Here is a 24,741-nt window from a genome sequence, read left to right as displayed (position 1 = left end):
CCCGGGGCGCCTACGCGCTTCGCGCCAGCAGCATCGACTTGATATGGCCGATGGCGCGCGTCGGGTTCAGCCCTTTCGGACAAACGCTGACGCAGTTCATGATGCTGTGGCAGCGGAATACGCTGAACGCATCGTTGAGGTCATCCAGGCGTGCACCGGTTTCCGTATCGCGACTGTCGATCAGGAAACGGTAGGCCGCCAGCAGCCCTGCAGGACCGATAAACTTGTCCGGATTCCACCAGAACGACGGACAGGAAGTGGAACAGCACGCACAGAGAATACATTCGTACAGGCCGTCCAGTTTTTCCCGCTGTTCCGGCTGCTGCAGGTGCTCGCGAGCCGGTGGATTTTGCCCATTATTCAACAGGTAAGGCTTAATTTTCTCATATTGAGTGTAGAACTGGCCCATGTCTACTACCAAATCGCGGATGACCGGCAATCCAGGCAGGGGACGGATCACAATTTTACGTTTTCCTGCGCCGAGCGCGGAAACCGGCGTAATGCAGGCCAGGCCGTTCTTACCGTTCATATTGATGCCGTCGGAGCCGCAGACGCCTTCGCGACAGGAGCGACGGAAAGCCAGCGTCGGATCTTTCTCTTTCAGACGGATTAGCGCGTCCAGCAGCATCATATCGCGCCCTTCTTCCGACTCCAGGCTGTAGTCCTGCATCCGCGGCGCGTCATCGACGTCCGGGTTATAACGATAAACTGAAAATTCGATTTTCATCATATGCTCCGCGAACTAGTAGGTACGGGCTTTCGGCGGGAAAGCCGCGCGCAGTTTCGGCTCCATGTTCACCTCACGGCGAGTCATGCTTTCGCTCTGCGGCAGATAGACGCTATGGCACAGCCAGTTTGCGTCGTCACGTTCCGGGTAATCGAAGCGGCTGTGCGCGCCGCGGCTTTCCGTGCGGTAGTTGGCTGCAACCGCGGTGGCGTAAGCCGTTTCCATCAGGTTATCCAGCTCCAGACACTCAATACGCTGCGTGTTGAAGTCAGGCGAACGGTCATCCAGGCGGGCGCTTTTCAGCCGCTCGCGCAGGACTTTCAGCTCTTCCAGACCTTTTGCCATCGCGTCGCCTTCGCGGAATACCGAGAAATTGTTCTGCATGCAGGTTTGCAGCGCTTTACGCAGTTCAGCAGGATCTTCGCCGGTTTCGTTATTGTTCCAGCGGTTCAGACGCACCAGCGAGGCATCGATCTCTTCATCGGTGGCGTCCAGCAACTCGCCCTGCTCCAGCATCGACTGCTGTAAGTGCAGGCCAGCCGCGCGGCCAAATACCACCAGATCCAGCAGCGAGTTGCCGCCGAGACGGTTGGAACCGTGTACGGATACGCAGGCGATTTCGCCTACGGCAAACAGACCCGGCACCACGACATCTTCGCCCTGCTCGTTAAGCGTTATCGCCTGACCGGTCACTTTGGTCGGAATGCCGCCCATCATATAGTGACAGGTCGGGATAACCGGAATAGGCTCTTTGACCGGATCGACGTGGGCAAAGGTGCGGGAAAGCTCCAGGATACCCGGCAGACGCGCTTCCAGCACATCTTTACCCAGATGGTCGAGCTTCAGCTTGATATGCGGGCCCCACGGGCCTTCGCAGCCGCGGCCTTCGCGAATTTCGATCATCATTGAGCGGGCAACCACGTCGCGGCCTGCCAAATCTTTGGCATTAGGCGCGTAGCGTTCCATAAAGCGCTCGCCGTGTTTGTTCAGCAGGTAGCCGCCTTCGCCGCGACAACCTTCCGTCACCAGCACGCCCGCGCCAGCAATGCCGGTCGGGTGGAACTGCCACATTTCCATATCCTGCACCGGCACGCCGGCGCGCAGCGCCATGCCCACGCCGTCGCCGGTATTGATATGCGCGTTGGTGGTGGACTGATAGATACGGCCTGCGCCGCCGGTCGCCAGCACGGTGGCTTTCGCTTTAAAGTAGACGACTTCGCCATCTTCGATATTCAGGGCGGTACAGCCGACCACCGCGCCGTCGGCGTTTTTCACCAGATCCAGCGCATACCATTCGGAGAAGATAGTGGTCTTGTTTTTCAGGTTCTGCTGATAGAGCGTATGCAGCAGCGCGTGGCCGGTACGGTCAGCCGCTGCTGCGGTACGTGCCGCCTGCTCGCCGCCAAAATTTTTCGACTGGCCGCCGAACGGACGCTGATAGATGCGGCCATCGTCCAGACGGGAGAACGGCAGGCCCATATGCTCCAGCTCCAGAATCGCTTCCGGGCCGGTTTTGCACATATATTCAATGGCGTCCTGGTCACCGATATAGTCGGAACCTTTCACCGTGTCGTACATATGCCATTCCCAGTTGTCTTCATGACTGTTGCCCAGCGCGACGGTGATACCGCCCTGCGCGGACACGGTGTGGGAACGGGTCGGGAATACTTTAGATAACAGGGCACAGGTCTGGCCCGATTGGGAAATTTGCAGTGCGGCACGCATACCTGCACCACCCGCGCCGACTACGACGGCGTCAAACTCTCTGACTGGCAACTTCATTTTTTACACACCCCACACAACGACGGTTCCATAAATCGCATAGACAAACAGCACTACCACAATCGCCATCTGCAACAGCAGACGCGTCGCCAGATGTTTGATGTAGTCTGTCAGCACCTGCCACATCCCTATCCAGCCATGCATCAGAATGGAGAACAGCGTCAGCAGCGTGAACACTTTCGTTACGGAGGAGGCAAAAAAACCGCGCCAGATGTCGTAAGTCAGCGTGTCCGTCATTACGATAAAGCCGAGGATGTAAAGGATGTAGAGCGTCATCACAATAGATGTGGCGCGCACCAGCAGCCAGTCGTGAACGCCGTTGCGTCCTAATGCGGAAGCGTTGCTTAACATACGAGGACTCCAGCCAGAATTGAAAGCACGACGGTGATACCAAAGCAGATTTGCGCCGAACGCGTTCCCACCACCTGCGTCTCTGCCAGGTAGCCAAAATCCATCAGCATATGACGTATCCCGCCGACGGTATGGTACGCCAGCGCGGTGAGAATGCCCCACATGATGAATTTTGCGAAGAAGCTTTGCATAACGGCAGACGCCTGCAAAAAGCCTTCGGGCGACGACAGCGACAGGCCCAATAACCAAAGCAGTATGCCCAAGGCAACAAACGTAATGACGCCGGACACGCGGTGGAGAATGGACGCGATTGCGGTAACGGGAAACCGGATCGTTGAGAGATCCAGGTTGACAGGTCTTTGTTTTTTCACGGTTTTGCCCACAGAGCCTTTCTTATTTTGCTTCCTCCGGTCCTGAAGGTGACAGCCAAATACATAAGCATTCGGACTGTGAGCCGGCACCAAAACAGCAACATCCAGTGTTAATTGTGGCGCTAAAACGCTGGGTGGCTCCTGGTGTCAGGGTATTCCGGAGACCTGGCGGCAGTATAGGTCGATCACAATCTCATTACAATTCCCCTACAAACATCTTGGTGAAAAATAGATGGAACAGTGATCTCACTCACGTTTTTCACAAATCGTACAAATTTAATTATCTGATTTGACAAAAGTTCAACATTTTTGTTACAAACTGAGCGCGAAAAGTTCTATGATGCACAAAAGTTATGGGGATACACTTTCCCCTAAGCACAAGTTATGTAACATTGGTGAGCTAAACTTATTAAGCATCAGGTTAACAAGTTACGACCATACCGAATCTTTAACAACTGCTAAACAAAGCCTGATTGTGCCCTTCCGGCCCATAGGCGCCGTCACTCTGTACCCTGCACGTAATAAGATGCCACAGAGTTGATACTGCTTACCCGCAGCGGTGGACATAACGGCGTTTCAGATGTCATAGATTCATCGACAAGGCGCTAAGGAGACTTAAATGGCTGATAAAAAAGCAACGCTTAACCTGCCCGGCGAAGACGCTATCGAACTCGACGTACTGAGCGGCACGCTAGGCCAGGAAGAGATCGATGTCCGTAGCCTCGGTTCTAAAGGTTATTTTACTTTTGACCCGGGCTTTACCTCCACCGCCTCTTGCGAATCCAAAATTACCTATATCGACGGCGACGAAGGCGTTCTGCTGCACCGTGGATACCCTATTGACCAGCTGGCGCTGCACTCTAACTACCTGGAAGTGTGCTACATCCTGCTGAATGGCGAAGCGCCAACCAAAGAGCAGTTTGAAGAGTTCCGCACTATCGTTACCCGTCACACCATGATCCACGAGCAGATCCACCATCTGTTCCGCGGCTTCCGTCGTGATTCCCATCCGATGGCGGTCATGTGTGGCGTGACCGGCGCGCTGGCGGCTTTCTATCACGATGCGATGGACGTGAATATCGAGCGTCACCGCGAAATCGCCGCTTTCCGTCTGCTGTCCAAGATGCCGACCGTGGCCGCCATGTGTTACAAGTATTCCATCGGCCAGCCGTTCGTCTATCCGCGCAACGATCTTTCCTATGCCGGCAACTTCCTGAACATGATGTTCTCTACGCCTTGCGAAGAGTACGTGGTCAACCCGGTGCTGGAACGCGCCATGGATCGTATTCTGATCCTGCACGCGGATCATGAGCAGAACGCTTCCACTTCTACCGTGCGTACAGCTGGTTCTTCCGGCGCTAACCCGTTCGCCTGTATCGCTGCGGGCATCGCTTCCCTTTGGGGGCCGGCGCACGGCGGCGCCAACGAAGCCTGTCTGCGTATGCTGGAAGAGATCAAAACGGTTGAGCATATCCCGGAATTCCTGCGTCGTGCGAAAGACAAGAACGACTCGTTCCGCCTGATGGGCTTCGGCCATCGCGTGTATAAGAACTACGATCCGCGCGCCACGGTGATGCGTGAAACCTGTCACGAAGTGCTGAAAGAGCTGGGCATGAAGGACGATCTGCTGGAAGTGGCCATGGAGCTGGAGCATATTGCGCTGAACGACCCGTACTTTATCGAGCGCAAACTCTATCCGAACGTCGATTTCTATTCAGGCCTGATCCTGAAAGCGATGGGTATCCCTTCCTCTATGTTTACCGTTATCTTCGCCATGGCGCGTACGGTAGGCTGGATCGCTCACTGGAAAGAGATGCACGACGACGGCATTAAAATTGCCCGTCCGCGTCAGCTTTACACCGGCTACGATCAGCGTGACTTTAACTCGTTGACCAGGTAAGACTCAGGTTAATATGAGAAGCGCCGCAATGCGGCGCTTTTTTTATGTCTGACAGCCCGGACACCAGTAAAAAGGCCGTGAAGAGAGCGAGGTTTTCTCAATGATGCCGCCGCAGCGCTCGCACGGCTTGCCCGCCCGATGAAAAACTTTAAAACTAAACAGCGCGCCGTGATGCTTGTTTTCTTTTGCCACGCCGCGCGTCTGGTAAGAAAGCCGGGGGATGGCCAGCAGCGCTTCCGCCAGCTTGTCCAGCTGCGCCTCGTCCAAATCCTGTGCCTTATGCTGCGGCGCCAGCCCGGCGTGCCAGAGGATCTCCACCCGCAGATAATTGCCTAAACCCGCCAGGAAAGCCTGATCCAGCAGCAGGCCGCTGAACTGGCGCCGCCGGAAGCGCGGTGACAGCAGGCGCGCCCTGACCTCTTCCACCGTCAGCGTCATATCCAGCACGTCCGGGCCGACGCGCAGCAAAAAAGGATGAGCCGCCAGCGTGTCCTGCGTCAGCAACTCAATATCAGAGGCGCTATACAGCAACAGCGTTTTGTCCTCTGCCGCCAGCTTCACGCGCAGTATCCGATTGCTCTGCGGATCGGCGCCGCTTTTAATCACGCGCCAGACGCCGTAAAGCTGGTTATGGCTGTAGAGGATCAATCCGTTGGAGAAATGCGTCAGTATCGCTTTGCCGCGCGTCTCGATCGCCTCTACCCTTTCGCCAATCAGCGAGGACTCGTAGGTTTTCAGTTGGGGAAAAGCAAACCAGACCTCGGTCAGCGTTTTACCCTTGATGGCTTTTTCCAGCTTGTCCGCCGCGCGGCGGATCTCAGGCCCTTCCGGCATGGTGACTCCTTGTTATTGTGTGGCGCCGCCTTCCAGCTTTTTGTCCTCTTCCACGGTCAGCGCGATGCTCAGCGCCATTTCCAGCGCCAGCACTACCGTCTGGAGCGGCATACTGGCCGCACCCGGATGCCTCACCGCCTGCTGCGGCAAATACGGCACGTGGATAAACCCGCCGCGACCGCTCTGCTGCGCCTGGCGATGCAACAAACCGTAAAACACATGATTGCAAACGAAAGTCCCGGCCGTTTGGGATACGGCTGCGGGGATATCCGCCTCGCGGATACCTTCGACGATCGCCTTAATCGGCAGCGTGGCGAAATAAGCGGCCGGGCCGTCCGCAACGATGCGTTCATCAATCGGCTGTCTGCCCGCATTATCGGGAATGCGCGCGTCGTCAATATTAATTGCCACGCGCTCGACCGTGATATTGGGCCGGCCGTTCGCCTGGCCGACCACGATCACCAGCTCCGGCTCCAGCTCATCCATCGCGTCGTTTAATACCTGAAGCGATTCACCAAAGACGCAAGGCAACTGTTTCGCCACCACGTGCGCGCCGCAGATCATTCTTTCATGCAGCTGGCTGACCGCTTCCCAGGAGGCGTTGACCAGCTCGCCCTCGAATGGCTCAAACGCCGCCATTAATACTGTTTTCATTGCCGCCTCACCGAAACATCAGAAACCAGAGAAGAAAAATATTGGTTATTAACAATAGCACGCCGGTCGGTATCTGAGCCTTGATCACCGCATTACGATCGGGCAGCTCCAGCAGCCGGGCGGGTACGATATTGAAGTTGGCGGCCATCGGCGTCATCAGCGAGCCGCAATAGCCGGAGAACATGCCGATCGCCGCCATCACGGCCGGGTTGCCGTGGTGCTGCAGGACCAGGATCGGGATGCCGATACCGGCAGTGACGACAGGGAAAGCGGCAAAGGCGTTGCCCATAATCATGGTCAGCAGCGCCATGCCTGTAGCGTAGGCCGCTACGGCGATAAAACGGTTGTCCACGGCAAGGTAAGTTTCCGTCAGATGCGCAATCGCCGTGCCCACCCCGGCGGTAGTAAACAGCAGGCCCAGCGTGGCGAGGATCTGCGGCAGAATAAAGGCCCAGCCGATAGCATCAAGCAGGCGACGCGCTTCCTGTACGGACTGCGCGGGCGCTTCATGCGTCATTTTCAGCGCGATCAGCCAGCCCACCACGCAGCCAACCATCATGGAGAAAAGCGTGACCAGCGTGGCCTGATTGCCTTCCCCAAACAGCGCCACCCGTGCGCCCGGCAAATTATTAAACAGCAGCACGCCGACAACCGTAACCACCGGGATAGCCAGCGCAGGCAAAAACAGCCGGTTGCGCAGGCGTTTGGCGCTCGCCTCGCGCTCCTGATGGCTGCGCTGATGGTAGGCGCCCAGCTTTACGCCGCCCAGTCCGGCAATCAGCGCCATAATCACCACCACCACGCCGATAGCAATATGGAGCGAACGCTCTCCAAACCATGCCGATGCCCCGTCGCTGACCAGAAAAACCAGGCCGTAGAGCGCCCAGAACAGACCGGTAGTCAGACGACGCGGATTAGCTTTGTCTCGCCAGGACATGACGGCGACCACCAGCAGGATCAAACCGGCCAGCCAGTAAAGATACTGTTGCTGAAACATCAGCGCCCCCCTTTGATTTGCTGCGCCTGCGCATTCAGCGCCGCCAGCTCTGCGGCCAGGGTTTTATCCAGGCGACGCAGGCGAAAGGCATGGATCAGAAAAGCGCAAACGGCGGTCGGGATGCCCCAGACCGCTATCTGTAGCGGATCGGTCTGGATGCCCGCCGATTGCTGCATAAAATTATGCATAAAGATAATGGCGCCAAACGCGACAAAGATATCCTCGCCGAAAAACAGCCCGACGTTATCGGTCGCCGCCGACATAGCGCGCAGGCGATGACGCACTTCCGGCGGCAGCTCGCCATAACGATTTTCGGTAGCGCCTTCCGCCATCGGCGCCAGCAGCGGGCGCACCATTTGCGGATGGCCGCCCAGGCTGGTCAGCCCCATCGCTGCAGTCAGCTCACGCGCCAGCAGGTAGACAATCAGCAATCTTCCCGCCGTAGCGCTTTTGATCTGCGCAATCCAGGCCTGAGCGCGCTCTTTCAGCCCGTGGCGCTCCAGCAGGCCTGTCACCACTAAAGGCAACAGCAGGATCAGCGGCAGGTTGCGGGTATTGAGAAAGCCCGAACCCAGCTTTTCCAGAATATCGCCGATCGGCATTTTTGCCGCGAAGCCGGTGATTAAACCGGCGATCAGCACCACCAGCACCGGGTTAAAGCGCAGTAGAAACCCAACCACGATGGCAGCGATGCCGGCCAGCGGCCAGAGATTAACGACAGGATCCATTTATCCTCCTGATAAAGGCAGAAGCTTCCCGCTGCGTGCAGGAGCAATAAGGGAGACGACCAGGCAAGCGGGCCGTCCGTAGCGATACGTCAGCCGTAGCTGACTGCAATATCTCGTGCGGCGAACGCCTCACGGAGCTGGCGGGCAAAGGCCAGCGCATGGGCACCGTCGCCGTGCAGGCACACGGTTTCGGCATTGACGCTCACCCATTCGCCGCTGACGGCCCGCACCTCCCCTCGCTGCACCATCGCGAGCGTTTGTGCAATAGCCTGCTCGTCGCTCTCTATCAGCGCGCCGGGCTGCGAGCGAGGCACCAGCGAACCGTCCGCCTGATAGCCGCGATCGGCAAAAACCTCTTCTCTGGTGGTCAGGCCCGCTGATTTAGCGGCACGAACAGATTCGCTGCCCGCCAGCCCGACCAGGATCAGTTGCGGATCGGCAGCCCTGACCGCCTGCGCGATAGCTTCCGCCAGCGAGATGTCCTCAGCGGCCTGGTTGTAAAGCATGCCGTGCGGCTTCACGTGCGTCACCCTGCCGCCTTCGCCGCGGGCGATAGCCTGGAGCGCGCCAATCTGATAAAGCGTCTGCGCATAAACCGTTTCAGCAGGCAGCGCCATACGCGTGCGGCCAAAGTTTTCCCGATCGGGAAAGCCAGGATGTGCCCCGATCGCCACGCCATACTCCAGCGCCCAGCGCACGCACTGCCGCATGGTTTGCGCATCGCCCGCGTGAAAACCGCAGGCGATATTGGCTGAGGAAACCAGCTGTAATAAGGCGCGATCGTTGCCGCAGCCTTCTCCCAGATCGGCGTTTAAATCAATTTTCATGTGCCAGTCCCCATGCCATTTGTTCCAGTACCCAATCTCGCTCGCGCTTCGCCTGCAGTGCTTCTTCCAGTGTGCAGTGCACAAAATGGATCGGCTCGCCCAGACGGATCTGCGCCAGATGATGGAGGTCGGCTTCGATCACGCAGGCGATACGCGGGTAGCCGCCGGTGGTTTGCGCATCCGCCATCAGCACAATCGGCTGGCCGCCAGGCGGCACCTGCACCACACCGGGGATCAGCCCGTGCGACAGCATGTCGCGCCCGGCTTCGCGCGCCAGCGCGCGGCCCTGTAAGCGATAACCCATACGGTTGCTCTGCGGGCTGAGCTGCCATCCCGTCCGCCAGAACAGCTCCCGGCTTTCGCGGCTGAATTCGTGGTATTCCGGGCCAGCCATCGCGCGAACGCGATTGCCAAACAGCAGCTGGCGCACGCCCGCCGGTTTACTGAATGTGCGCACGGGTTCACCCAGCGGCAGCCTGTCGCCGTCTTCAATCTGCCGTCCCGCAAAGCCGCCCAGGCCCGTTTTCAAATCGGTGCTGCAGGAGCCGAGCACGGGCACGGCGGCAAAACCGCCAGACAGCGCCAGGTAGCTGCGCATCCCGCGCTGCGGCATTTTCAACGTCAGGCGCGATCCTTTGCGTACGGCAAGGCGCCAGCCCGTCCACACCGGCTTGCCGTCCAGCTCGGCGCTACAGCCCGCCCCCGTCAGCGCCATCCAGCCGTCCCGGGTAAACTCCGCGCAGAACTGGCCGAGCGTGATTTCCAGCACCGGGCTGTTTTGCTCGTTGCCGACCAGCAGGTTGGCCGTCGCCATTGCCGGATAGTCCAGCGCGCCGCCGCTGCTGACGCCGAACTGACGCCAGCCGATACGGCCCGCGTCCTGTAAGGTGGTACTCATGCCAGCCCGAATAATATTCAGCACAGGCCCTCCTTTTGCGGAATAAAGCGAACCTGGTCGCCGGGACGCAAAAGCGTCGGCGGCTGCTGTTCAGGCGTAAACAGAGCGATACTCGTCTGGCCAATTAGCTGCCAGCCGCCCGGTGCGGCAAGCGGATAAACGCCGGTCTGGCTACCGCCGATGCCCACGGATCCGGCCGGCACCCTCAGGCGCGGCTCCGCTCGCCGGGGCGTATGCAGCCGCTCATCCAGGCCCGCCAGGTAAGGGAAACCGGGCTGGAAGCCGATAAAATAAACGGTATAGCGCCCCGCCGCATGGGCTTCTACTACCTGCTGCGGCGTCAGTCCGCTTTGACGCGCCACCTCGTCCAGATCCGGCCCTGCTGCGCCGCCGTAGATAACGGGAATGGCGATATCCCGCGTTTCCAGCACCAGCGCTTCGCTTGTTTCCCACCAGCCCTGGAGCCACTCGATGGCGTCCGGCGCGTGCTGTTGCGGGTTGCTTAAAATTACCGTGATATTGTTCATGCCGGGAATGACTTCCGTGACTTCCGGCCGGCCGGTCAGGCGCGCTGACAGGCCCCAGATACGCTGCTGGCTGCTGAGAGAGACAGGGGGTTCCAGCTCAAGCACTACCGCGCGCTCACCTGAAAGGTAACAACGTGCTCGTTGCAAAACACTCTCCCGGCCCGTCGATAAGGCCATCGTTTTCCAGAAAGAAGAAGTAGTTATGCGGAAATGTCAGAGAAGTGTCAATAATCGATTAGCAGGTAATGCGCGCTTCCTGCCGCCGCCCGTTATTATTCGCTTTTTCGCTGCCTTAAGTTTTTAACCGTTGGAAAAAGATTTAAAAATTCCGGCCAGGCGCGACGCAGTAGCTACTATTACGGTTTCTGCATAACGGAGGTAGCGATGAGCACGACATTCAAAATTCATTATGAGCATCAGGCCGAAGGCCATCTGCATTCCGAAGAAGTGCTGTTGGAGAGCGAGGGCGAGCCAACAGAGGCGGCCGTGCAGGACGCTGTGCGCCAGCATATTGCGAAGCATCACGGCACAGCAGATTTTACGGTAATCTCAGTCGCGCCCTACCCTTAACCCTTAATCAGGCGAGATTAACAGGCGGCCCAAAAGACCGCCTGTCTGCCGTCAGGCGGGGTTGTCGATATCGATAAAGGTGACGTCCAGGCCATGCTGTGCCGCCAGCCATTCCCCCAGCGCCTTGATACCGCCACGCTCGGTAGCATGATGGCCGGCCGCAAAAAAGTGCAGGCCCTGCTCACGCGCGCTGTGAATGGTCTGCTCGGAAACCTCGCCGGAGATAAACGCGTCCACGCCGAAAGCCGCCGCCGCGTCGATAAAACCCTGGCCGCCGCCGGAGCACCACGCCACTTTGCGGATCAGCGCTGGCGCGTTATCGCCGCAGTGCAGCGGGTCGCGATTCAGAGTCTGACCAATGCGTGAGGCAAGCTGCTCGCCCGTCAGCGGCTCCGGCAGCTCGCCCCAGAACACCAGCGGCATCACTTCGCCTTTGACCTCAATCCCAAACAGTCTCGCCAGCTGCGCGTTATTGCCCAGCTCAGGATGCGCGTCGAGCGGCAGATGCCAGCCGTAAAGGTTGATATCGTTCGCCAGCAGCGTTTTCAGCCGGTTGCGCTTCATGCCCTTAATCACCGGCGCTTCGCTTTTCCAGAAATAGCCGTGATGCACCAGCACCGCGTCCGCCTGTAAACGTACCGCCTCATCCAGCAGCGCCTGACAGGCGGTGACGCCGGTAACGATTTTCTGTACCTGCTCGCGCCCTTCTACCTGAAGACCGTTCGGCGCATAGTCGCTGAAGCTCGCGGTATTCAGCTGCTGGTTAACGATGTTTTCTAATTCGCTGTTTTGCATAGGGCGTACACTCTTTTGCCGTTCTCGATGCGGCAACTTTAGCAGAGAGCGCCGGACAGACAAAACGCGCGGCTACTTCCTTGCCGCCTCGTAGGCCGCCAGCGCACGTTTGCGGGCCTCTTTGTGGTCAACGATGGGGTAAGGATAATCGAGCTGAACGCCGTTTTTCCGCGCCCATTCATGCGGCTGATGAATATGCTGAGCGGGCACCGCCTTCAGTTCCGGTAGCCACTGCCGAATGAACTCGCCTTCTTTATCAAAGCGTTCGCCCTGCGTAGTGGGATTGAAGATGCGAAAGTAAGGCGCCGCGTCATTGCCGCTGGAAGCGGCCCACTGCCAGCCGCCATTGTTCGCCGCCAGATCGCCGTCGATCAGCTGCGACATAAAATAGCGTTCACCGATCCGCCAGTCGATCAGCAGATCTTTAATCAGGAAGCTGGCGGTAATCATCCGCAGGCGATTGTGCATCCAGCCGAGGCTGTTCAGCTGCCGCATAGCGGCATCCACTATCGGATAACCGGTTTCACCCTGCTGCCAGGCGGCCAGCTGGTCATCATTACGCTGCCATTGCACCTTTTTTGTCCAGCTGATAAAGGGCTGATGTTTACAGAGCGCGGGCCAGGCGACAATCAGGTGCCGATAGAACTCGCGCCAGATAAGCTCGTTAAACCAGCTGAATATTTTGTCGTTTTCTAATGCGTCGGGATGCTCGCGCAGCAGCCGATGCAGGCACTGGCGCGGCGACAGAACCCCGGTCACCAGATAAACGGACAGGCGGCTTGTGCCGTCAACGGCCGGCGTATCTCGCTTAGCCGCATATTCCACGACCGGCTGCTGACAAAAATCGCGTAGACGCTGAATAGCCGTTTTTTCACCCACGGGAAAAAAGTCGGTATTAAAATCTTCCTGCGGATAATCAAAAGGCGTCAAAGGCGGTATTTTTTTCAGCGGTGCCTGAGCACGCGGTTTCGGCGCGGGCGCGCATTCCGGCATACCTTCATGCAGTCGGCGTACAAAAGCCTTGCTGAATGGCGTAAAGACTTTAAACATTTCCCGATTGCCCGTCAGCACGCTGCCGGGCGGCAGTAGACCATCATCGAAGCCCTGTACGACTATATCCAGCTCGCTCAGTTCGCGTTCCGCCTGCGCATCGCGCTGGCGCTCGTTGACTTCGTGCTGATAGTTATAAAACAGGCTGTCGACATGATGCTCACGGCAGAAATCTTTCAACGCTTCAACCGAAGCGGAAAAGTCATCGCACTGCAAATAGTGCAGCGGGATGCCTTTCTCTGCCAAAGTGCCCTGCACATCCTGCAGGCTTTGATAAATAAAAGCGGCCTGCTTCGGTGACATATCGTGAGATTGCCACTGTTTTGGCGTGGCAATATAGAGGGCGAGCACTTCCGCATTGTCATCACTGCAGGCTGCATAAAGCGCGTAGTTATCATGGATGCGCAGATCGTTGCGCATCCAGACCAGGTGGGTGGCCATAGCTTTCCCTGTAATTAATGGCCGTAACGCAGACGAAGCGCTTCCGGATAAGGCTCAAAATAGCGTTGCTGGGTCAGGTAAGGATCGGGATATTCCGACATATAGTGTTTAAGCAGCGTCATCGGCGCCAGCAACGGTTGTAAGCCCTGGCGATAGTGTTCGATCAGCGAGGTCAGCTCCTCGCGCTGTTTAGCATTCAGCTGCGGTCGGAAATAGCCCTGTACGTGCATCATCACATTAGTGTGGTTGCCGCGCGTGGCTTTATGCCTCAGCAGATCCATCAGGCGCTGACGGTACTCAAAGGCAAAGGCTTCCAGGGAAGACCACTGCTCGATAGCCGCCACAAAGCGACCTATCTCGCGATACGCCGGCTGTGAATGCGCCAGCAGCGTCAGTTTATAGCGGCTGTGGAAAGCAATAAGCTTGCCGCGCGTCAGGCCGCTGCGCCACAGCTGGTTAAATTCGTGCAGGGTGTAAATGCGCTCGACAAAATTCTCGCGCAGCACGGGATCGTGCAGCCTGCCGTCTTCTTCGACCGGCAGCCACGGCATTTGCTTCATCAGTTCACGCGTAAAGATGCCAACGCCTTCTTTACGGTTGTTGTTATTTTCTGGCTGGTAAACGCGCACCCGCTCCATGCCACAGCTGGGCGATTTGGCACAGACAATGTAGCCGCACAGGTGGTGCAGGCTGGCGATTTTTTTTTCGGAAAAGCTTTGCATTTCCTGAGTCAGCGGCTCGCCTTTCCCGTTGCTGAAGCAAAGCTCAACGTTATTTTCAGCCGTTTCGGTCAGGCGCAAAGCCGGGCGTGGCGTGGACAGGCCAATCGCCATTTCCGGGCAAACCGGTTCATAACGCATAAAAGGCGCCAGATCTTCGGCGGCAAAGGCGCAACGTTTGTGGCCGCCATCAAAACGGACACTGTCGCCAAGCAGGCAGGCACTGATGCCTACCGGAATTTTCTCACTCATACCTTTCTCCCCTTTGCTACTTTCATCATTAAGTGTAGCGGTTAAATCTGTACAAGACAAAACAAGTTGTACAACTTTGCAAAAAGAATTGCTACCGGTGATTTATCGAAAAAAGCCGATCGACGAAAAGCCTTACGGAACAAGGCAAAACGACAGGAAGAAAAGAAAAATGCCCCTGAAACGGGGCATTAACAGCTATCTAAAGGCGGCGGAAAGAAAAGAAACATGCACCGACACCACAGCACGAAGAAAAGGCGGCGGCAAGAGGATAAGGCGGCGCTAAAGCGTGCGGACGCGATTAATAAAAATCGGCAGCGGCCCTTTCCGCCTGTGCCAGCCACACGGGCTGCGTGCTGGTTTTACACCAGCAGCGATGCAGGTAGCTATAGAAGCGCGAGCGGTCGCGATAAAAAAGCATAAAAGGTAACGCGACAAGACCGACCACAAGCGTTGCCAGCCGACGCAGCAGAAGATGAGGCAGCGAGTATTGATGATAGAGATTCATACGCCCTCCGGAAAGATAAAGTTCTGGCTAAAATAATACCGTTCTGGCGATATATTTACCACTCATCCGACCAGATTAAATTAAAAATTATTCAGATTAAGGCAACAAGTTAAATTAACGTTAATTTAAATTAAATGAATAACAATTGGGCTACATTGCAGCTGTTTAAATGAAACCACAACCTCGCGCCACGCTATTGCAGCACGCCTGTAGCCGCATGGCGTCGACCTGAAGGGAGATTAATCAGTTTTGTACAGAGTAAAGGCATTATTGTACAACTGTTTAAAGCTGGTGCTGTTGCACCCTGTTTGTTGCCTCACTCTCTGAACAGACGGCCCGGGTATATGGTTAAAGGCGGTTAGCAGCTTTAAAATCGGCTAAATTATTCGGGACATTGCGAAAAAAGCAAAATTTGAAAATAAAAAAGGCGCTAATAAATTAGCGCCTTTTATTTTCAGCCCTGATATCAGGCGTTTTTCAGTACTTCGCTAACAATTTCTACCGCTTCTTTTTCAATCTTCTCGCGGTGCTCGGCACCCAGGAAGCTTTCGCAATAGATCTTGTAGGCGTCTTCCGTACCGGACGGACGCGCCGCGAACCAGCCGTTCTCGGTCATTACCTTAAGGCCACCGATTGATGCACCGTTTCCTGGCGCTGCCGTCAGGCGAGCGGTGATAGGATCGCCCGCCAGCGTATCGGCGCTGACCATTTCCGGCGACAGCTTCGACAGCGCCGCTTTTTGCGCGGAGGTCGCAGAAGCCTGCAGACGGTTATAGCTTGGCGCACCAAAGCGCTCCGCCAGCTCGTCATAGTGCTGCTGCGGATTTTTACCGGTTACCGCCGTGATCTCGGCGGCCAGCAGGCACATGATAATACCGTCTTTGTCCGTCGACCACGGCGTGCCGTCAAAGCGCAGGAAGGAAGCGCCCGCGCTCTCTTCGCCGCCGAAGCCGAAGCTGCCGTCAAACAGGCCGTCAACGAACCATTTGAACCCTACCGGCACTTCCACCAGCTTACGGCCGATGTCGTTGACCACGCGGTCGATCATCGCGCTGGAAACCAGCGTTTTACCGACGGCAACTTCTTTGCCCCACTGCGGACGATGCTGGAACAGATAGTTAATTGCAACGGCCAGGTAGTGGTTTGGGTTCATCAGGCCCGCAGGCGTAACGATGCCGTGACGGTCATAGTCCGGGTCGTTGGCAAATGCCAGATCGAACTTATCACGCAGTGCCAGCAGGCCCGCCATCGCGCTTTCGGATGAGCAGTCCATACGGATCACACCGTCTTTATCCAGGTGCATAAAGCGGAACGTCTGGTCGACCGAATCGTTAACGATAGTCAGATCCAGGTTGTAATATTCTGCGATACGCTGCCAGTAGGCGATGCCGGAGCCGCCAAGCGGATCGACGCCGATTTTCAGGCCCGCTTTCTGAATAGCCGGAATATCGATGATCTGTGACAGACCTTCGATATAGGGTTGGATCAGATCTTTTTCCTGCAGATGGCCGCTTGCCCAGGCTTCGTCCAGCGCCATGCGCTTAACATCTTTCAGGCCGTCTTTAATCAGCTGGTTAGCGCGATCTTCCACCACTTTAGTGACGTTAGTATCGGCCGGACCACCGTTTGGCGGATTGTACTTGATGCCGCCATCTTCCGGTGGATTGTGCGAAGGCGTGATAACGATGCCGTCAGCCTGTGCGCCGCCAGCTTTGTTGTGCTCAAGGATAGCGTTAGAGATGGCAGGGGTCGGCGTATAGCCGTTGTCCTGCTGTACAATCACATCCACGCCGTTCGCCGCCAGCACTTCCAGTACGGAAATAATCGCCGGTTCGGACAGCGCGTGCGTATCTTTACCCACGTAGCAAGGGCCGGTAACGCCGTTCTTTTTGCGCTCTTCCGCAATCGCCTGCGCGATAGCCAGAATGTGCGTCTCATTGAAGCTCTGTCGGCCTGCGCTACCGCGATGGCCGGACGTGCCGAATTTCACCGCGTGTTCCGCGTTGCCTGTTTCCGGCTGCAGGACATAATACTGCGAGGTCAATTGTGCAACGTTAATCAAATCGCTCTGCTGTGCTGGCTGCCCGGCACGGGGGTGACTGGCCATTGGCGCTTCTCCCTGACGCTGTGTTTAGAGTGTACCGCAAACCTTGTCCGCCAGTTCCGTCGGGAACTGCATGGACGACATGATATGTTCAATCATGCTGCGTTTACGGCCTGTGTTGGTGTTGGTGATCACCCAATACGGCGTGCCGGGAATATGCTGCGGCTTGGTATGGGTGCCGTTCTGTACCAGGGTTTGCTGATTGCCTGCAAAGTAGACGCGCGTACGACCATGCAGTGATTCGGTCGCCGCGGCAAATGCTTTGGGATCCAGATTGTATAAAGTCGACAGGATCAGCATAAAACGGTTTACCGCTTTTTTCTGCTCCGCGTACTCGTCCGACAGCAGCAGCTCGCGCACGGCGCGAACGCGGTCCTGCGGGCGAGACGTCTCTTTCACCACGGTTTCCTGTACGCTGGCGACAGGCGCGGGCGCAGCCGTAACAGCAGGCACCTTCGGCGCTGCCTGACCAGCGGAAAATTTCAGCATACGACGTAAAATGTCGGAGGCGCTTTCACCAATATGCTGAGTGTGGCTGGCGATATAACGGTAGAGCTCTTCGTCGACTTCAATAGTTTTCATCTTGATCCAGTACGATTATTGCTGATAAGAGCCGGTTAGCGACCTGTTTTACCCAGGCGCGGACGGACCAGCTCTAACACGAGGATTATAAAGTTAAATCCTGCCGGGTTGTAGCGCCAGCCCCAATTGCGGACAAAAGTCGGAATATGCCGTAAAAGATCGGGTCTGTCGCCGCGGCAGAAAATCGCTGTTTTATGATAACCTAACCCCTCGTTTCCTCCGTAAGAAGTTTGCCATGAAATTGAATTTCCGCCTGCAATCTGAACAATCGACCGTTTCTGACGCGCCCGTGGTGCTTATTCACGGCCTTTTCGGCAACCTGGATAACCTTGGCGTGCTGGCGCGCGACCTGAAGGCGGATCGCCGCATTATTCAGGTGGACGTACGAAACCATGGCCTTTCGCCCCGGTCGGATGAAATAAGCTATGCCGCGATGGCACGCGACGTGCTGGAAACGCTGGATGAGCTTGATGCAGACCGGTTTGATATTATAGGTCATTCCATGGGCGGAAAAATCGCCATGACGCTGGCTTCCCTTGCGCCGAACCGTGTCAGGCAGCTGGTGGTTATCGATATTGCGCCGGTGGCCTATCGGGAGCGCCATCACGACGCGATTTTCGCCGCGCTGGCCGCCGTTAGCAAAGCGGGCATCACCCGCCGTAGCGAAGCCGCCGCGCTGATGCAGCAGACCATAAAAGAAGAAGGCGTCATCCAGTTTCTGCTTAAATCGTTTCAGGACGGCGAATGGCGTTTCAACGTGCCGGCGCTCTGGCAGCACTACGATCGGATTATCGGCTGGGAAACGCTGCCCGCCTGGCCGCATCCTACGCTGTTTATTCGGGGCGAACATTCGCCTTATCTCCAGGAAGCGTATCGTGATGCGCTGCTGGCCCAGTTCCCTGCCGCCCGCGCGCACGTGATTACCGGCGCGGGTCACTGGGCGCATGCTGAGAAACCTGATGCCGTTTTGCGCGCCATCCGCCGTTTTTTTGCCCTGTGAAAACAAATGTTTCAGTAAAAGGCTAAATAATTGTCGTCGCGACTTTCACTGGGGTATGATGGCGCGCTAAAATTTGTCGACGGCACCGGCCGCAAACGCTAACGGCTCAATCCATCAGAACTCCAGCCTTCAGTATCACGATTCTATGGCAAAAGAAAACACGGACCGCACCACGATCGATCTGTTCGCAGACGAGCGTCGACCGGGACGACCCAAAACCAATCCACTGGCACGTGATGAGCAGTTGCGCATTAACAAACGCAACCAGCTTAAGCGTGATAAAGTGCGCGGGCTGAAGCGCGTAGAACTGAAAATGAACAGTGACGCGGTTGACGCCCTGAACCAGCTCGCCGAGCAGCGTAATATGAGCCGCAGCGAACTGATAGAAGAGATGGTCATGGCGCAGTTAGCCAGGCCTGAGCGCTAAAGCACGCGCTACGGTAAAGCACAAAGCGACAAATGCAGGCGGATTAGCCGTTTATCCCCCTGTTGCTGTCTGCTATTATTGCCCTTAACATTTTCAGGCTAGCCGCCGCATATCATTAAGTTTCAAGAGGTTATTAAACTCATGGCAATCGTAGGCATTTTCTTTGGCAGCGATACGGGCAATACGGAAAACATTGCAAAAATGATCCAGAAGCAGCTCGGTAAAGAGGTGGCTGAAGTTCATGATATCGCTAAAAGCAGCAAAGAAGACCTTGAAGCCTTTGATATTTTGCTGCTGGGCATCCCGACCTGGTACTATGGTGAAGCGCAGTGTGACTGGGATGATTTCTTCCCTACGCTGGAAGAGATCGACTTCAACGGCAAGCTGGTCGCGCTGTTTGGCTGCGGCGATCAGGAAGACTATGCGGAATATTTCTGCGACGCGATGGGCACCATTCGCGACATTATCGAGCCTAACGGCGCGGTGATCGTCGGCCACTGGCCGACGGAAGGCTATGATTTCGAGGCTTCTAAAGGCCTGGCGGACGATACCCATTTCCTTGGCCTGGCCATTGACGAAGATCGCCAGCCGGAGCTGACCAACGAACGCGTTGAAAAGTGGGTCAAACAGATTTCTGACGAGCTTCAGCTCCAGGATATTCTCGAAGCGTGATAGCATTGGCCCGCGGTACGTATCCACAGCGGGCCAATGGTTTTTTCTATAGAAGTGATAGATACATATTTGTAACTTTTACCGTCAAAACGGTACAATAGCACTGCTCCGCCTCCGCTTCTGCGGCGCCGAAAATCAGGCAGAGCGAACTGACAACCCAGCGTAAATGGGTGCTTGCTTTTCCGGACGTAACGACTTCTTATCCTTACATCCCCTGATGGTTTTGCATCTCCGCTGTGGTTTCTTCAAGGCATCGGTTCTATAATGAGACGCTCAGCTTTTGCGTCGACCGATGCTCGCGGCTTTTCAGCCACTTAGTGACCAGCAAAGTAACAGGACAATATCCGCATGACTGACAATAACACCGCATTAAAGAAGGCCGGCCTGAAAGTCACGCTTCCTCGACTGAAAATTCTGGAAGTGCTTCAGGAACCAGAGAGCCATCACGTCAGTGCGGAAGATTTGTATAAACGCCTGATCGACATGGGCGAAGAGATTGGCCTGGCGACGGTTTACCGCGTTCTGAACCAGTTTGACGATGCGGGGATCGTGACCCGTCATAACTTCGAAGGCGGCAAGTCCGTGTTTGAACTGACCCAGCAGCAGCACCACGATCACCTTATCTGCCTGGACTGCGGCAAAGTAATTGAATTCAGCGACGAGTCTATTGAATCCCGTCAGCGTGATATTGCGACGAAGCACGGTATCAAGCTCAGCAACCACAGCCTCTATCTTTACGGCCACTGCGCTACCGGCGACTGTCGTGAAGACGACACGCTGCACGATAAGTAATCGATTTCAATAAAAAACCGGCGATCGCTCACCGGTTTTTTTTGCCTGCGCCCCGACTATTTCAGGCTCTCCACGCGGCTGAAGCGCTTGCCGTCGCTACTGACGGCGCGGATCAAGACCTCACCGGAAACCGACGGACGGGCGCTGTCATGATAGCGCTGCCAGCTGTTGCCACCGTCCAGCGAGTAGTCGATAGCCACGCCAGGCAGTGCAATATTGGCCTCCAGCCTGCCCGCGACAATACGTGCACCCGGCTGCGGCAGACGATAGTTGATCCCGGCTTTATCCATTTTCGGCAGCTCGCGCTGGCCCAGCAGGTTTGCATAACGCTGCCAGTCCCTGTTCAACGTCGCCCGATCGACATGCCTTGTTTCGCCGCCTTTATACTCATGTCCGGCCTGGTAAGTCTGCTCCCAGGCGGCACGATGCCAGCCGCGCTCCGCCACGGCCAGAGCGCGTGGGAAAATCATCCACTCCATCTGCTCGTCGGTACGTACGGTTTCGCTCCAGAGCTGGGCTGAAATCCCATACACGCCCGGCCAGGGCTTATCGGATTTAGCATCAAAGAAGTTACCGTCGCGATCCACCGATGTCTCTGCATTCTGCGGCATATTGTCCGGCGCGAAGCTGAACATTTTACGCTCGTCGTTGAAGCGGGTACCCCAGTAATAGCCCCTTTCCAGCGGATTAACCTCATAAGGGAAATCCATATAGAGATAGTCCGGGCTGGAGACGGTGACCTCATAGCCTTTGTTAGCCCAGTCGTTAACGCTGTCAAAGCCGCCCCAGAAAAGCGTGTCCCAGAAATTAACCCCCATGCGTTTGGTCGCAAAGTCTTTAGCGCCCTTCGCGTCCTTCAGGCCATCCTGCCACGCCTGCATCTTTTCTATACCGTGCGCGTTTACCCGCTCGCTGACCTTTTTGCCAAAGTAGCTGGGCAGATGATCCATATCCGCGACCTTGCCCGATTTCACCAGTGCCTGACAAACCTGCGATTTCGACCAGGGTTTATCTTCCTTGCTCAAATCGATCCTGCCCTTGCCCACTTCGGGATTGGCCGCATCGGTATAGCCAGCGCCCAGGCGGATATTTTTCGCCTCGTCGCCGCCAAAGTGCCAGGTGGTTAACGGCACGCCGGCCGCCTGATGCATTGCCTGGATTTCGCTAATCACCTTATCAACAAAACGCATGGAGGAATCCAGGCAGGGATTCAGATAGCTGGTACGATCGTAAAACTGCACGGAAGTCGTGTTTGAAGTATCAGTCGGATCGACCAGACGGTACTCGTTTGCCTCTTTGGCCTTACCTTCTTTCATCAGCCGGTTGTAGCGGGCTTCCATAGCAATAACCGCCGCCCTGGCATGAGCGGGCATATCGATTTCCGGGATGACTTCGATGCCGCGCGCTTTGGCATAGCGTAGAATAGTAATGTAGTCGTCGCGGGTCAGATAGCCATTGCCCTGGGCGTCAGCGAAAGGCCCGGATCCCAGCTGCGGCAGCAGACAGCGCTGCTCCGTCAGATCGTGGCAGCGTCTGGCCCCGATCCCGGTCAGCTCCGGCAGGCCGGGGATCTCAATACGCCAGCCTTCATCATCGCTCAGATGAAAATGGAATTTATTGAGTTTAACCGCCGCCATCTGATCCAACAGGCGCAGCACCGCCTCTTTGCTGTGGAAGTTACGGCCGATATCGAGAAAAATACCGCGATACGCCATGCGTGGTGCATCGGTGACGTCCAGAGTAGCGATCTTCTGTTCGCCGCTGGCCGGCAGCAGCGACAGAATGGACATCATGCCGTAATAGATCCCCGCCTCGTCAAAACCTTCCACCCGCGCTTCCTGCGCGCGGACGCTCAGCCTGTAGGCGCCGGAAACCGCCTCGTTGCCCGTGAAAACGGCGGGCGCAAGCTTGCTTTTGATAACATAACCCTGCCCATTTTCTGCCAGGCCAAGCAGCGCAAAACGATCCCTTACCGCTTCTGCGGAATCGGCGTTAAGCCCGGTCAGCTCGAACTGCACGCCCCGGCTTAAATCGGCATCCTCCGCATGGAGAGTAATATGCAGCGGCGTCGGCAGGATCTGTCCGCGCAGCGCTTCGGCAGCGAGCTGTGGCGTATCGCTGTTTTTTTCAAAGCGGCTGACGGGCGTCATCAGCACGTTGCGATCGTCGGCCGTCCGCTTCCAGTGGTTATCCATCGGCGAGACAAACGAGGTCAGATCCTCCGTATCCGTGCTGGCGATGATTTTAGGCTGCGCGTTTTCGGAAGTAACGTACCAGCGCGGCATCACGTCCGTGATAAACAGCTGCCAGTATTCGTTAACGATGGGAATATCCACCGATTCGCCGGCGGCGAAACCGGTAAACTTTTCGGTTGGCTCCAGCCGCGTCAGATCCCCTACCACGTGCACCATGCGGAACTGGTCGTTGTCCACCCGCAGCGTCTGACGAATATTGGGCAGCCAGATAGCCCAGTTTTTACTGGTTAGCGCTTCGCCGGGGTTAGTTAAGGTAATCGTTGCCCTGTTGCAGGAAGCCCAGTCAGCCCCCAGCGCCGCACAATCAACGCCGTGCAGCGCGGCATGGTTATCGTTAACGGTATACTTTACGCCAAACCGGCTGATTTGATCGACGACGCGTTGATCCGCAACGGCGCTGCCGCTGGCCATCATCAGTGCTGTCGCCACAAGTGTTACTCTCAATTTTTTCATTTCTTTCCTCGTCCGCTATTTAAGTTTTTCTGCCGTCAGCAGAAAAAAGCGTCTTCCCCGTCCGATGCGCTTTTGCCGCGGCCGGGTCTGGCAGCACAGGGCATCAAAACACGGTGAAAGGCGCGATCACGGTCAGCCTCACGTCCTTTTCGTCCTGAAACATATTGCCGTAGCCGTTGCTGAAGCTGGGAATATCAGAATGGTTTTTGTAACGGGTATAGTGCAGGTTGACCTGCGTATCTTTGGCGCGACCATGCTGTACCGTGTAGCGCAGATCCATATTCCAGGCAGACTCGCTGCGGCGCATGCTTTGATCGTAAATCGGATCCGTGGATGGACGGGCATCCCAGCCGTAAGCATAAGAAGTGCCTACCGCCCAGCCCGGCATTTGCCAGCCTTTCAGGTCGTACATCACGCCGCCATACAGCGCCTTCTGCCCGTTGGCGTTAAAGTCGCTGCGGGAATCCCACCAGACGTCGTTACGCCCGTTGGAGGTCGCCCCTACCGGCGTCATGCGCGCCAGAAAAAAGCCCTGGTTGCCGTGGGCTTTTACCATGGTGCCCTCAACGCGAAAATCAAACGGGCCGGTTTTGTAGTTCAGCGTCACGGCCTGCAGCCAGGCCAGGCCATCATAAACATTATTGATATTGTTTACGCCGCCCTGTTCCTTATTACGCGCACCGTAAAATTGCCAGCTGGTATGCAGATCGTTGCCGGCAACAGGAAACGCCCAGGACACTTCGCTAAAATACTGCTCCATATAATTTTCTGCCTGACCCAGCGCCCCTTCCAGCACCAGCTTGTTTTTAAAATCGTACTTTATGCCGAGGGAGTGAAGATATTTTATTTCCGTTTTTAAATCGGGTTTACGAAAATTATACATTTTACGATACCACGGCGCTTTATATTCATCCGTCCACATATATGAGAGGGAAAGCGCGCCCGCATCATCAAAATCATAAACCGAGCCGACTTCAAATCCGCGATAGGTGCCGGGTACAAACCCCCATTGCGGCACAATTAGCGTTTGTCCCTGAGGCTGTATATAACCTGCTTTTAACCAATAATTATCATGCTTCAGCTTAACAGCCGCTTTATAAAAGGAAGCGCCGTCGGCGTCGCCATCGAATCTTTCGTCCCAGCGTTTTTTTGCATTGCTGAAAGCGATTTCATTCGGCGCGGCAGGCCCGGTTCCCGCGAGCTGCAGTGCACCATGCACGCCCAGCTCTATACCGATAAAATCCGCCGCATAGCCTGAAGAGAAATCGAGGCTGCCGTTAAAAGTGGCATGATGAAGATTTTCCGTGTACTGGCCATACTTATTATGAACCGGATCCATTTCTTTTCTGTCGCGTTGCCGCTGCCAGTAATAAATCCCGCCGGTCAGCGTCGAGTCATCAATAAAACCGTCGGCGGAAGCAGCAGGAACATAAAAGCTGCCGACAAGGGTAGATCCGCAGGCGACAGCTATCGCCAGCGCTTTCCGCGCTAAATTGACAGAGTGCATTTAGAAATCCTTCTCGAAAGA

At 56.2% G+C, this 24,741-nt stretch carries 26 protein-coding genes; 7 read left to right on the top strand and 19 right to left on the bottom strand.

Going from position 1 to position 24,741, the window contains the following annotated elements:
• Nucleotides 1–10: 10 nt before the first annotated feature.
• The 4 genes from EGK14_RS08275 to sdhC are packed head-to-tail and all read right to left on the bottom strand — an operon-like array spanning nt 11 to nt 3,243.
• Nucleotides 11–727, bottom strand: a complete 717-nt coding sequence (locus EGK14_RS08275) for a succinate dehydrogenase iron-sulfur subunit (protein WP_125288638.1) — start codon at nt 725–727, stop codon at nt 11–13.
• 15 nt (nt 728–742) lie between these two features.
• Complete coding sequence (sdhA, locus tag EGK14_RS08270; RefSeq protein WP_125288606.1) at nt 743–2,509, bottom strand: succinate dehydrogenase flavoprotein subunit; 1,767 nt, start codon at nt 2,507–2,509, stop codon at nt 743–745.
• A 3-nt stretch (nt 2,510–2,512) separates the two neighbouring features.
• The gene (gene sdhD, locus EGK14_RS08265; protein WP_125288605.1) at nt 2,513–2,860 is read right to left on the bottom strand and encodes a succinate dehydrogenase membrane anchor subunit; all 348 of its coding nucleotides are present in this window, start codon (nt 2,858–2,860) and stop codon (nt 2,513–2,515) included.
• Nucleotides 2,854–3,243 (bottom strand): succinate dehydrogenase cytochrome b556 subunit, encoded by a 390-nt coding sequence (gene sdhC, locus EGK14_RS08260; RefSeq protein ID WP_125288604.1) that lies wholly within the window; start codon nt 3,241–3,243, stop codon nt 2,854–2,856. The genes sdhD and sdhC overlap by 7 nt, the downstream gene beginning before the upstream one ends.
• A gap of 607 nt (nt 3,244–3,850) precedes the next feature.
• On the opposite strand from sdhC, the gene EGK14_RS08250 reads away from it, so the two are divergent.
• A complete protein-coding gene (locus EGK14_RS08250) occupies nt 3,851–5,131 on the top strand; it encodes a citrate synthase (RefSeq protein WP_125288602.1) in 1,281 nt (426 codons plus the stop codon).
• Between the two features lie 42 nt (nt 5,132–5,173).
• Here EGK14_RS08250 and nei read toward each other — a convergent pair whose 3' ends face one another.
• From nei to pxpB, 7 genes are all read right to left on the bottom strand, one after another.
• Nucleotides 5,174–5,965 (bottom strand): endonuclease VIII, encoded by a 792-nt coding sequence (nei, locus tag EGK14_RS08245; RefSeq protein ID WP_125288601.1) that lies wholly within the window; start codon nt 5,963–5,965, stop codon nt 5,174–5,176.
• Between the two features lie 12 nt (nt 5,966–5,977).
• Nucleotides 5,978–6,619: a pyroglutamyl-peptidase I gene (gene pcp, locus EGK14_RS08240; RefSeq protein WP_125288600.1), complete on the bottom strand. Its 642-nt coding sequence runs from the start codon at nt 6,617–6,619 to the stop codon at nt 5,978–5,980.
• 7 nt (nt 6,620–6,626) lie between these two features.
• The gene (locus tag EGK14_RS08235) at nt 6,627–7,619 is read right to left on the bottom strand and encodes a DUF979 domain-containing protein (protein ID WP_125288599.1); all 993 of its coding nucleotides are present in this window, start codon (nt 7,617–7,619) and stop codon (nt 6,627–6,629) included.
• The gene (locus EGK14_RS08230; protein ID WP_125288598.1) at nt 7,616–8,344 is read right to left on the bottom strand and encodes a DUF969 domain-containing protein; all 729 of its coding nucleotides are present in this window, start codon (nt 8,342–8,344) and stop codon (nt 7,616–7,618) included. Before EGK14_RS08230 ends, EGK14_RS08235 begins: the two co-directional genes overlap by 4 nt.
• A gap of 89 nt (nt 8,345–8,433) precedes the next feature.
• The gene (pxpA, locus tag EGK14_RS08225; RefSeq protein WP_125288597.1) at nt 8,434–9,171 is read right to left on the bottom strand and encodes a 5-oxoprolinase subunit PxpA; all 738 of its coding nucleotides are present in this window, start codon (nt 9,169–9,171) and stop codon (nt 8,434–8,436) included.
• Nucleotides 9,161–10,093, bottom strand: coding sequence for a 5-oxoprolinase subunit PxpC (pxpC, locus tag EGK14_RS08220; RefSeq protein WP_125288596.1), 933 nt, complete (start codon nt 10,091–10,093; stop codon nt 9,161–9,163). Before pxpC ends, pxpA begins: the two co-directional genes overlap by 11 nt.
• Entirely contained in the window at nt 10,087–10,743 is a 657-nt protein-coding gene (gene pxpB, locus EGK14_RS08215; protein WP_125288595.1) for a 5-oxoprolinase subunit PxpB, read from the bottom strand. The genes pxpC and pxpB overlap by 7 nt, the downstream gene beginning before the upstream one ends.
• Before the next feature lie 237 nt (nt 10,744–10,980).
• Between pxpB and EGK14_RS08210 the strand changes: the two genes are divergently transcribed.
• A complete protein-coding gene (locus EGK14_RS08210; protein WP_125288594.1) occupies nt 10,981–11,166 on the top strand; it encodes a hypothetical protein in 186 nt (61 codons plus the stop codon).
• Nucleotides 11,167–11,217: 51 nt separating this feature from the next.
• Here the strand turns inward: EGK14_RS08210 and EGK14_RS08205 are convergent, their stop codons facing one another.
• From EGK14_RS08205 to EGK14_RS08195, 3 genes are all read right to left on the bottom strand, one after another.
• A complete protein-coding gene (locus EGK14_RS08205) occupies nt 11,218–11,961 on the bottom strand; it encodes a type 2 GTP cyclohydrolase I (protein ID WP_125288593.1) in 744 nt (247 codons plus the stop codon).
• Nucleotides 11,962–12,033: 72 nt separating this feature from the next.
• Complete coding sequence (gene phrB / locus EGK14_RS08200) at nt 12,034–13,452, bottom strand: deoxyribodipyrimidine photo-lyase (protein ID WP_125288592.1); 1,419 nt, start codon at nt 13,450–13,452, stop codon at nt 12,034–12,036.
• Nucleotides 13,453–13,466: 14 nt separating this feature from the next.
• Nucleotides 13,467–14,423, bottom strand: coding sequence for a 2-thiouracil desulfurase family protein (locus tag EGK14_RS08195; protein WP_125288591.1), 957 nt, complete (start codon nt 14,421–14,423; stop codon nt 13,467–13,469).
• On the opposite strand from EGK14_RS08195, the gene EGK14_RS08190 reads away from it, so the two are divergent.
• Nucleotides 14,398–14,706: a hypothetical protein gene (locus tag EGK14_RS08190; protein WP_125288590.1), complete on the top strand. Its 309-nt coding sequence runs from the start codon at nt 14,398–14,400 to the stop codon at nt 14,704–14,706. The genes EGK14_RS08195 and EGK14_RS08190 overlap by 26 nt on opposite strands.
• A gap of 15 nt (nt 14,707–14,721) precedes the next feature.
• Here the strand turns inward: EGK14_RS08190 and EGK14_RS08185 are convergent, their stop codons facing one another.
• The 3 genes from EGK14_RS08185 to seqA form a co-directional block, all read right to left on the bottom strand.
• Nucleotides 14,722–14,928 carry a YbfA family protein gene (locus EGK14_RS08185; protein ID WP_125288589.1) on the bottom strand — a complete coding sequence of 69 codons (207 nt, stop codon included), beginning with the start codon at nt 14,926–14,928 and terminating at the stop codon, nt 14,722–14,724.
• Between the two features lie 466 nt (nt 14,929–15,394).
• On the bottom strand, nt 15,395–17,035 hold the full coding sequence (gene pgm / locus EGK14_RS08180; RefSeq protein ID WP_125288588.1) for a phosphoglucomutase (alpha-D-glucose-1,6-bisphosphate-dependent): 1,641 nt from the start codon (nt 17,033–17,035) through the stop codon (nt 15,395–15,397).
• A 24-nt stretch (nt 17,036–17,059) separates the two neighbouring features.
• Entirely contained in the window at nt 17,060–17,614 is a 555-nt protein-coding gene (gene seqA, locus EGK14_RS08175; RefSeq protein WP_125288587.1) for a replication initiation negative regulator SeqA, read from the bottom strand.
• 235 nt (nt 17,615–17,849) lie between these two features.
• Between seqA and ybfF the strand changes: the two genes are divergently transcribed.
• From ybfF to fur, 4 genes are all read left to right on the top strand, one after another.
• Nucleotides 17,850–18,614, top strand: a complete 765-nt coding sequence (gene ybfF / locus EGK14_RS08170; RefSeq protein WP_125288586.1) for an esterase — start codon at nt 17,850–17,852, stop codon at nt 18,612–18,614.
• 145 nt (nt 18,615–18,759) lie between these two features.
• Nucleotides 18,760–19,041: a LexA regulated protein gene (gene ybfE / locus EGK14_RS08165; RefSeq protein ID WP_125288637.1), complete on the top strand. Its 282-nt coding sequence runs from the start codon at nt 18,760–18,762 to the stop codon at nt 19,039–19,041.
• Nucleotides 19,042–19,182: 141 nt separating this feature from the next.
• Complete coding sequence (gene fldA / locus EGK14_RS08160) at nt 19,183–19,713, top strand: flavodoxin FldA (RefSeq protein WP_125288585.1); 531 nt, start codon at nt 19,183–19,185, stop codon at nt 19,711–19,713.
• A 348-nt stretch (nt 19,714–20,061) separates the two neighbouring features.
• Entirely contained in the window at nt 20,062–20,505 is a 444-nt protein-coding gene (gene fur / locus EGK14_RS08155) for a ferric iron uptake transcriptional regulator (protein WP_125288584.1), read from the top strand.
• Between the two features lie 56 nt (nt 20,506–20,561).
• On the opposite strand, the gene EGK14_RS08150 is transcribed toward fur, so the two are convergent.
• Entirely contained in the window at nt 20,562–23,213 is a 2,652-nt protein-coding gene (locus EGK14_RS08150) for a beta-N-acetylhexosaminidase (RefSeq protein WP_125288583.1), read from the bottom strand.
• Between the two features lie 103 nt (nt 23,214–23,316).
• On the bottom strand, nt 23,317–24,720 hold the full coding sequence (locus EGK14_RS08145) for an OprD family outer membrane porin (RefSeq protein ID WP_125288582.1): 1,404 nt from the start codon (nt 24,718–24,720) through the stop codon (nt 23,317–23,319).
• Nucleotides 24,721–24,741 lie beyond the last annotated feature (21 nt).

The sequence above is a fragment of the Erwinia sp. 198 genome, from assembly GCF_003937915.1.
Lineage (GTDB): Bacteria > Pseudomonadota > Gammaproteobacteria > Enterobacterales > Enterobacteriaceae > Erwinia > Erwinia aeris.
The sequence above is the reverse complement of the archived record's forward strand: the minus strand, read 5'-3'. Positions and strand labels throughout refer to the sequence as shown.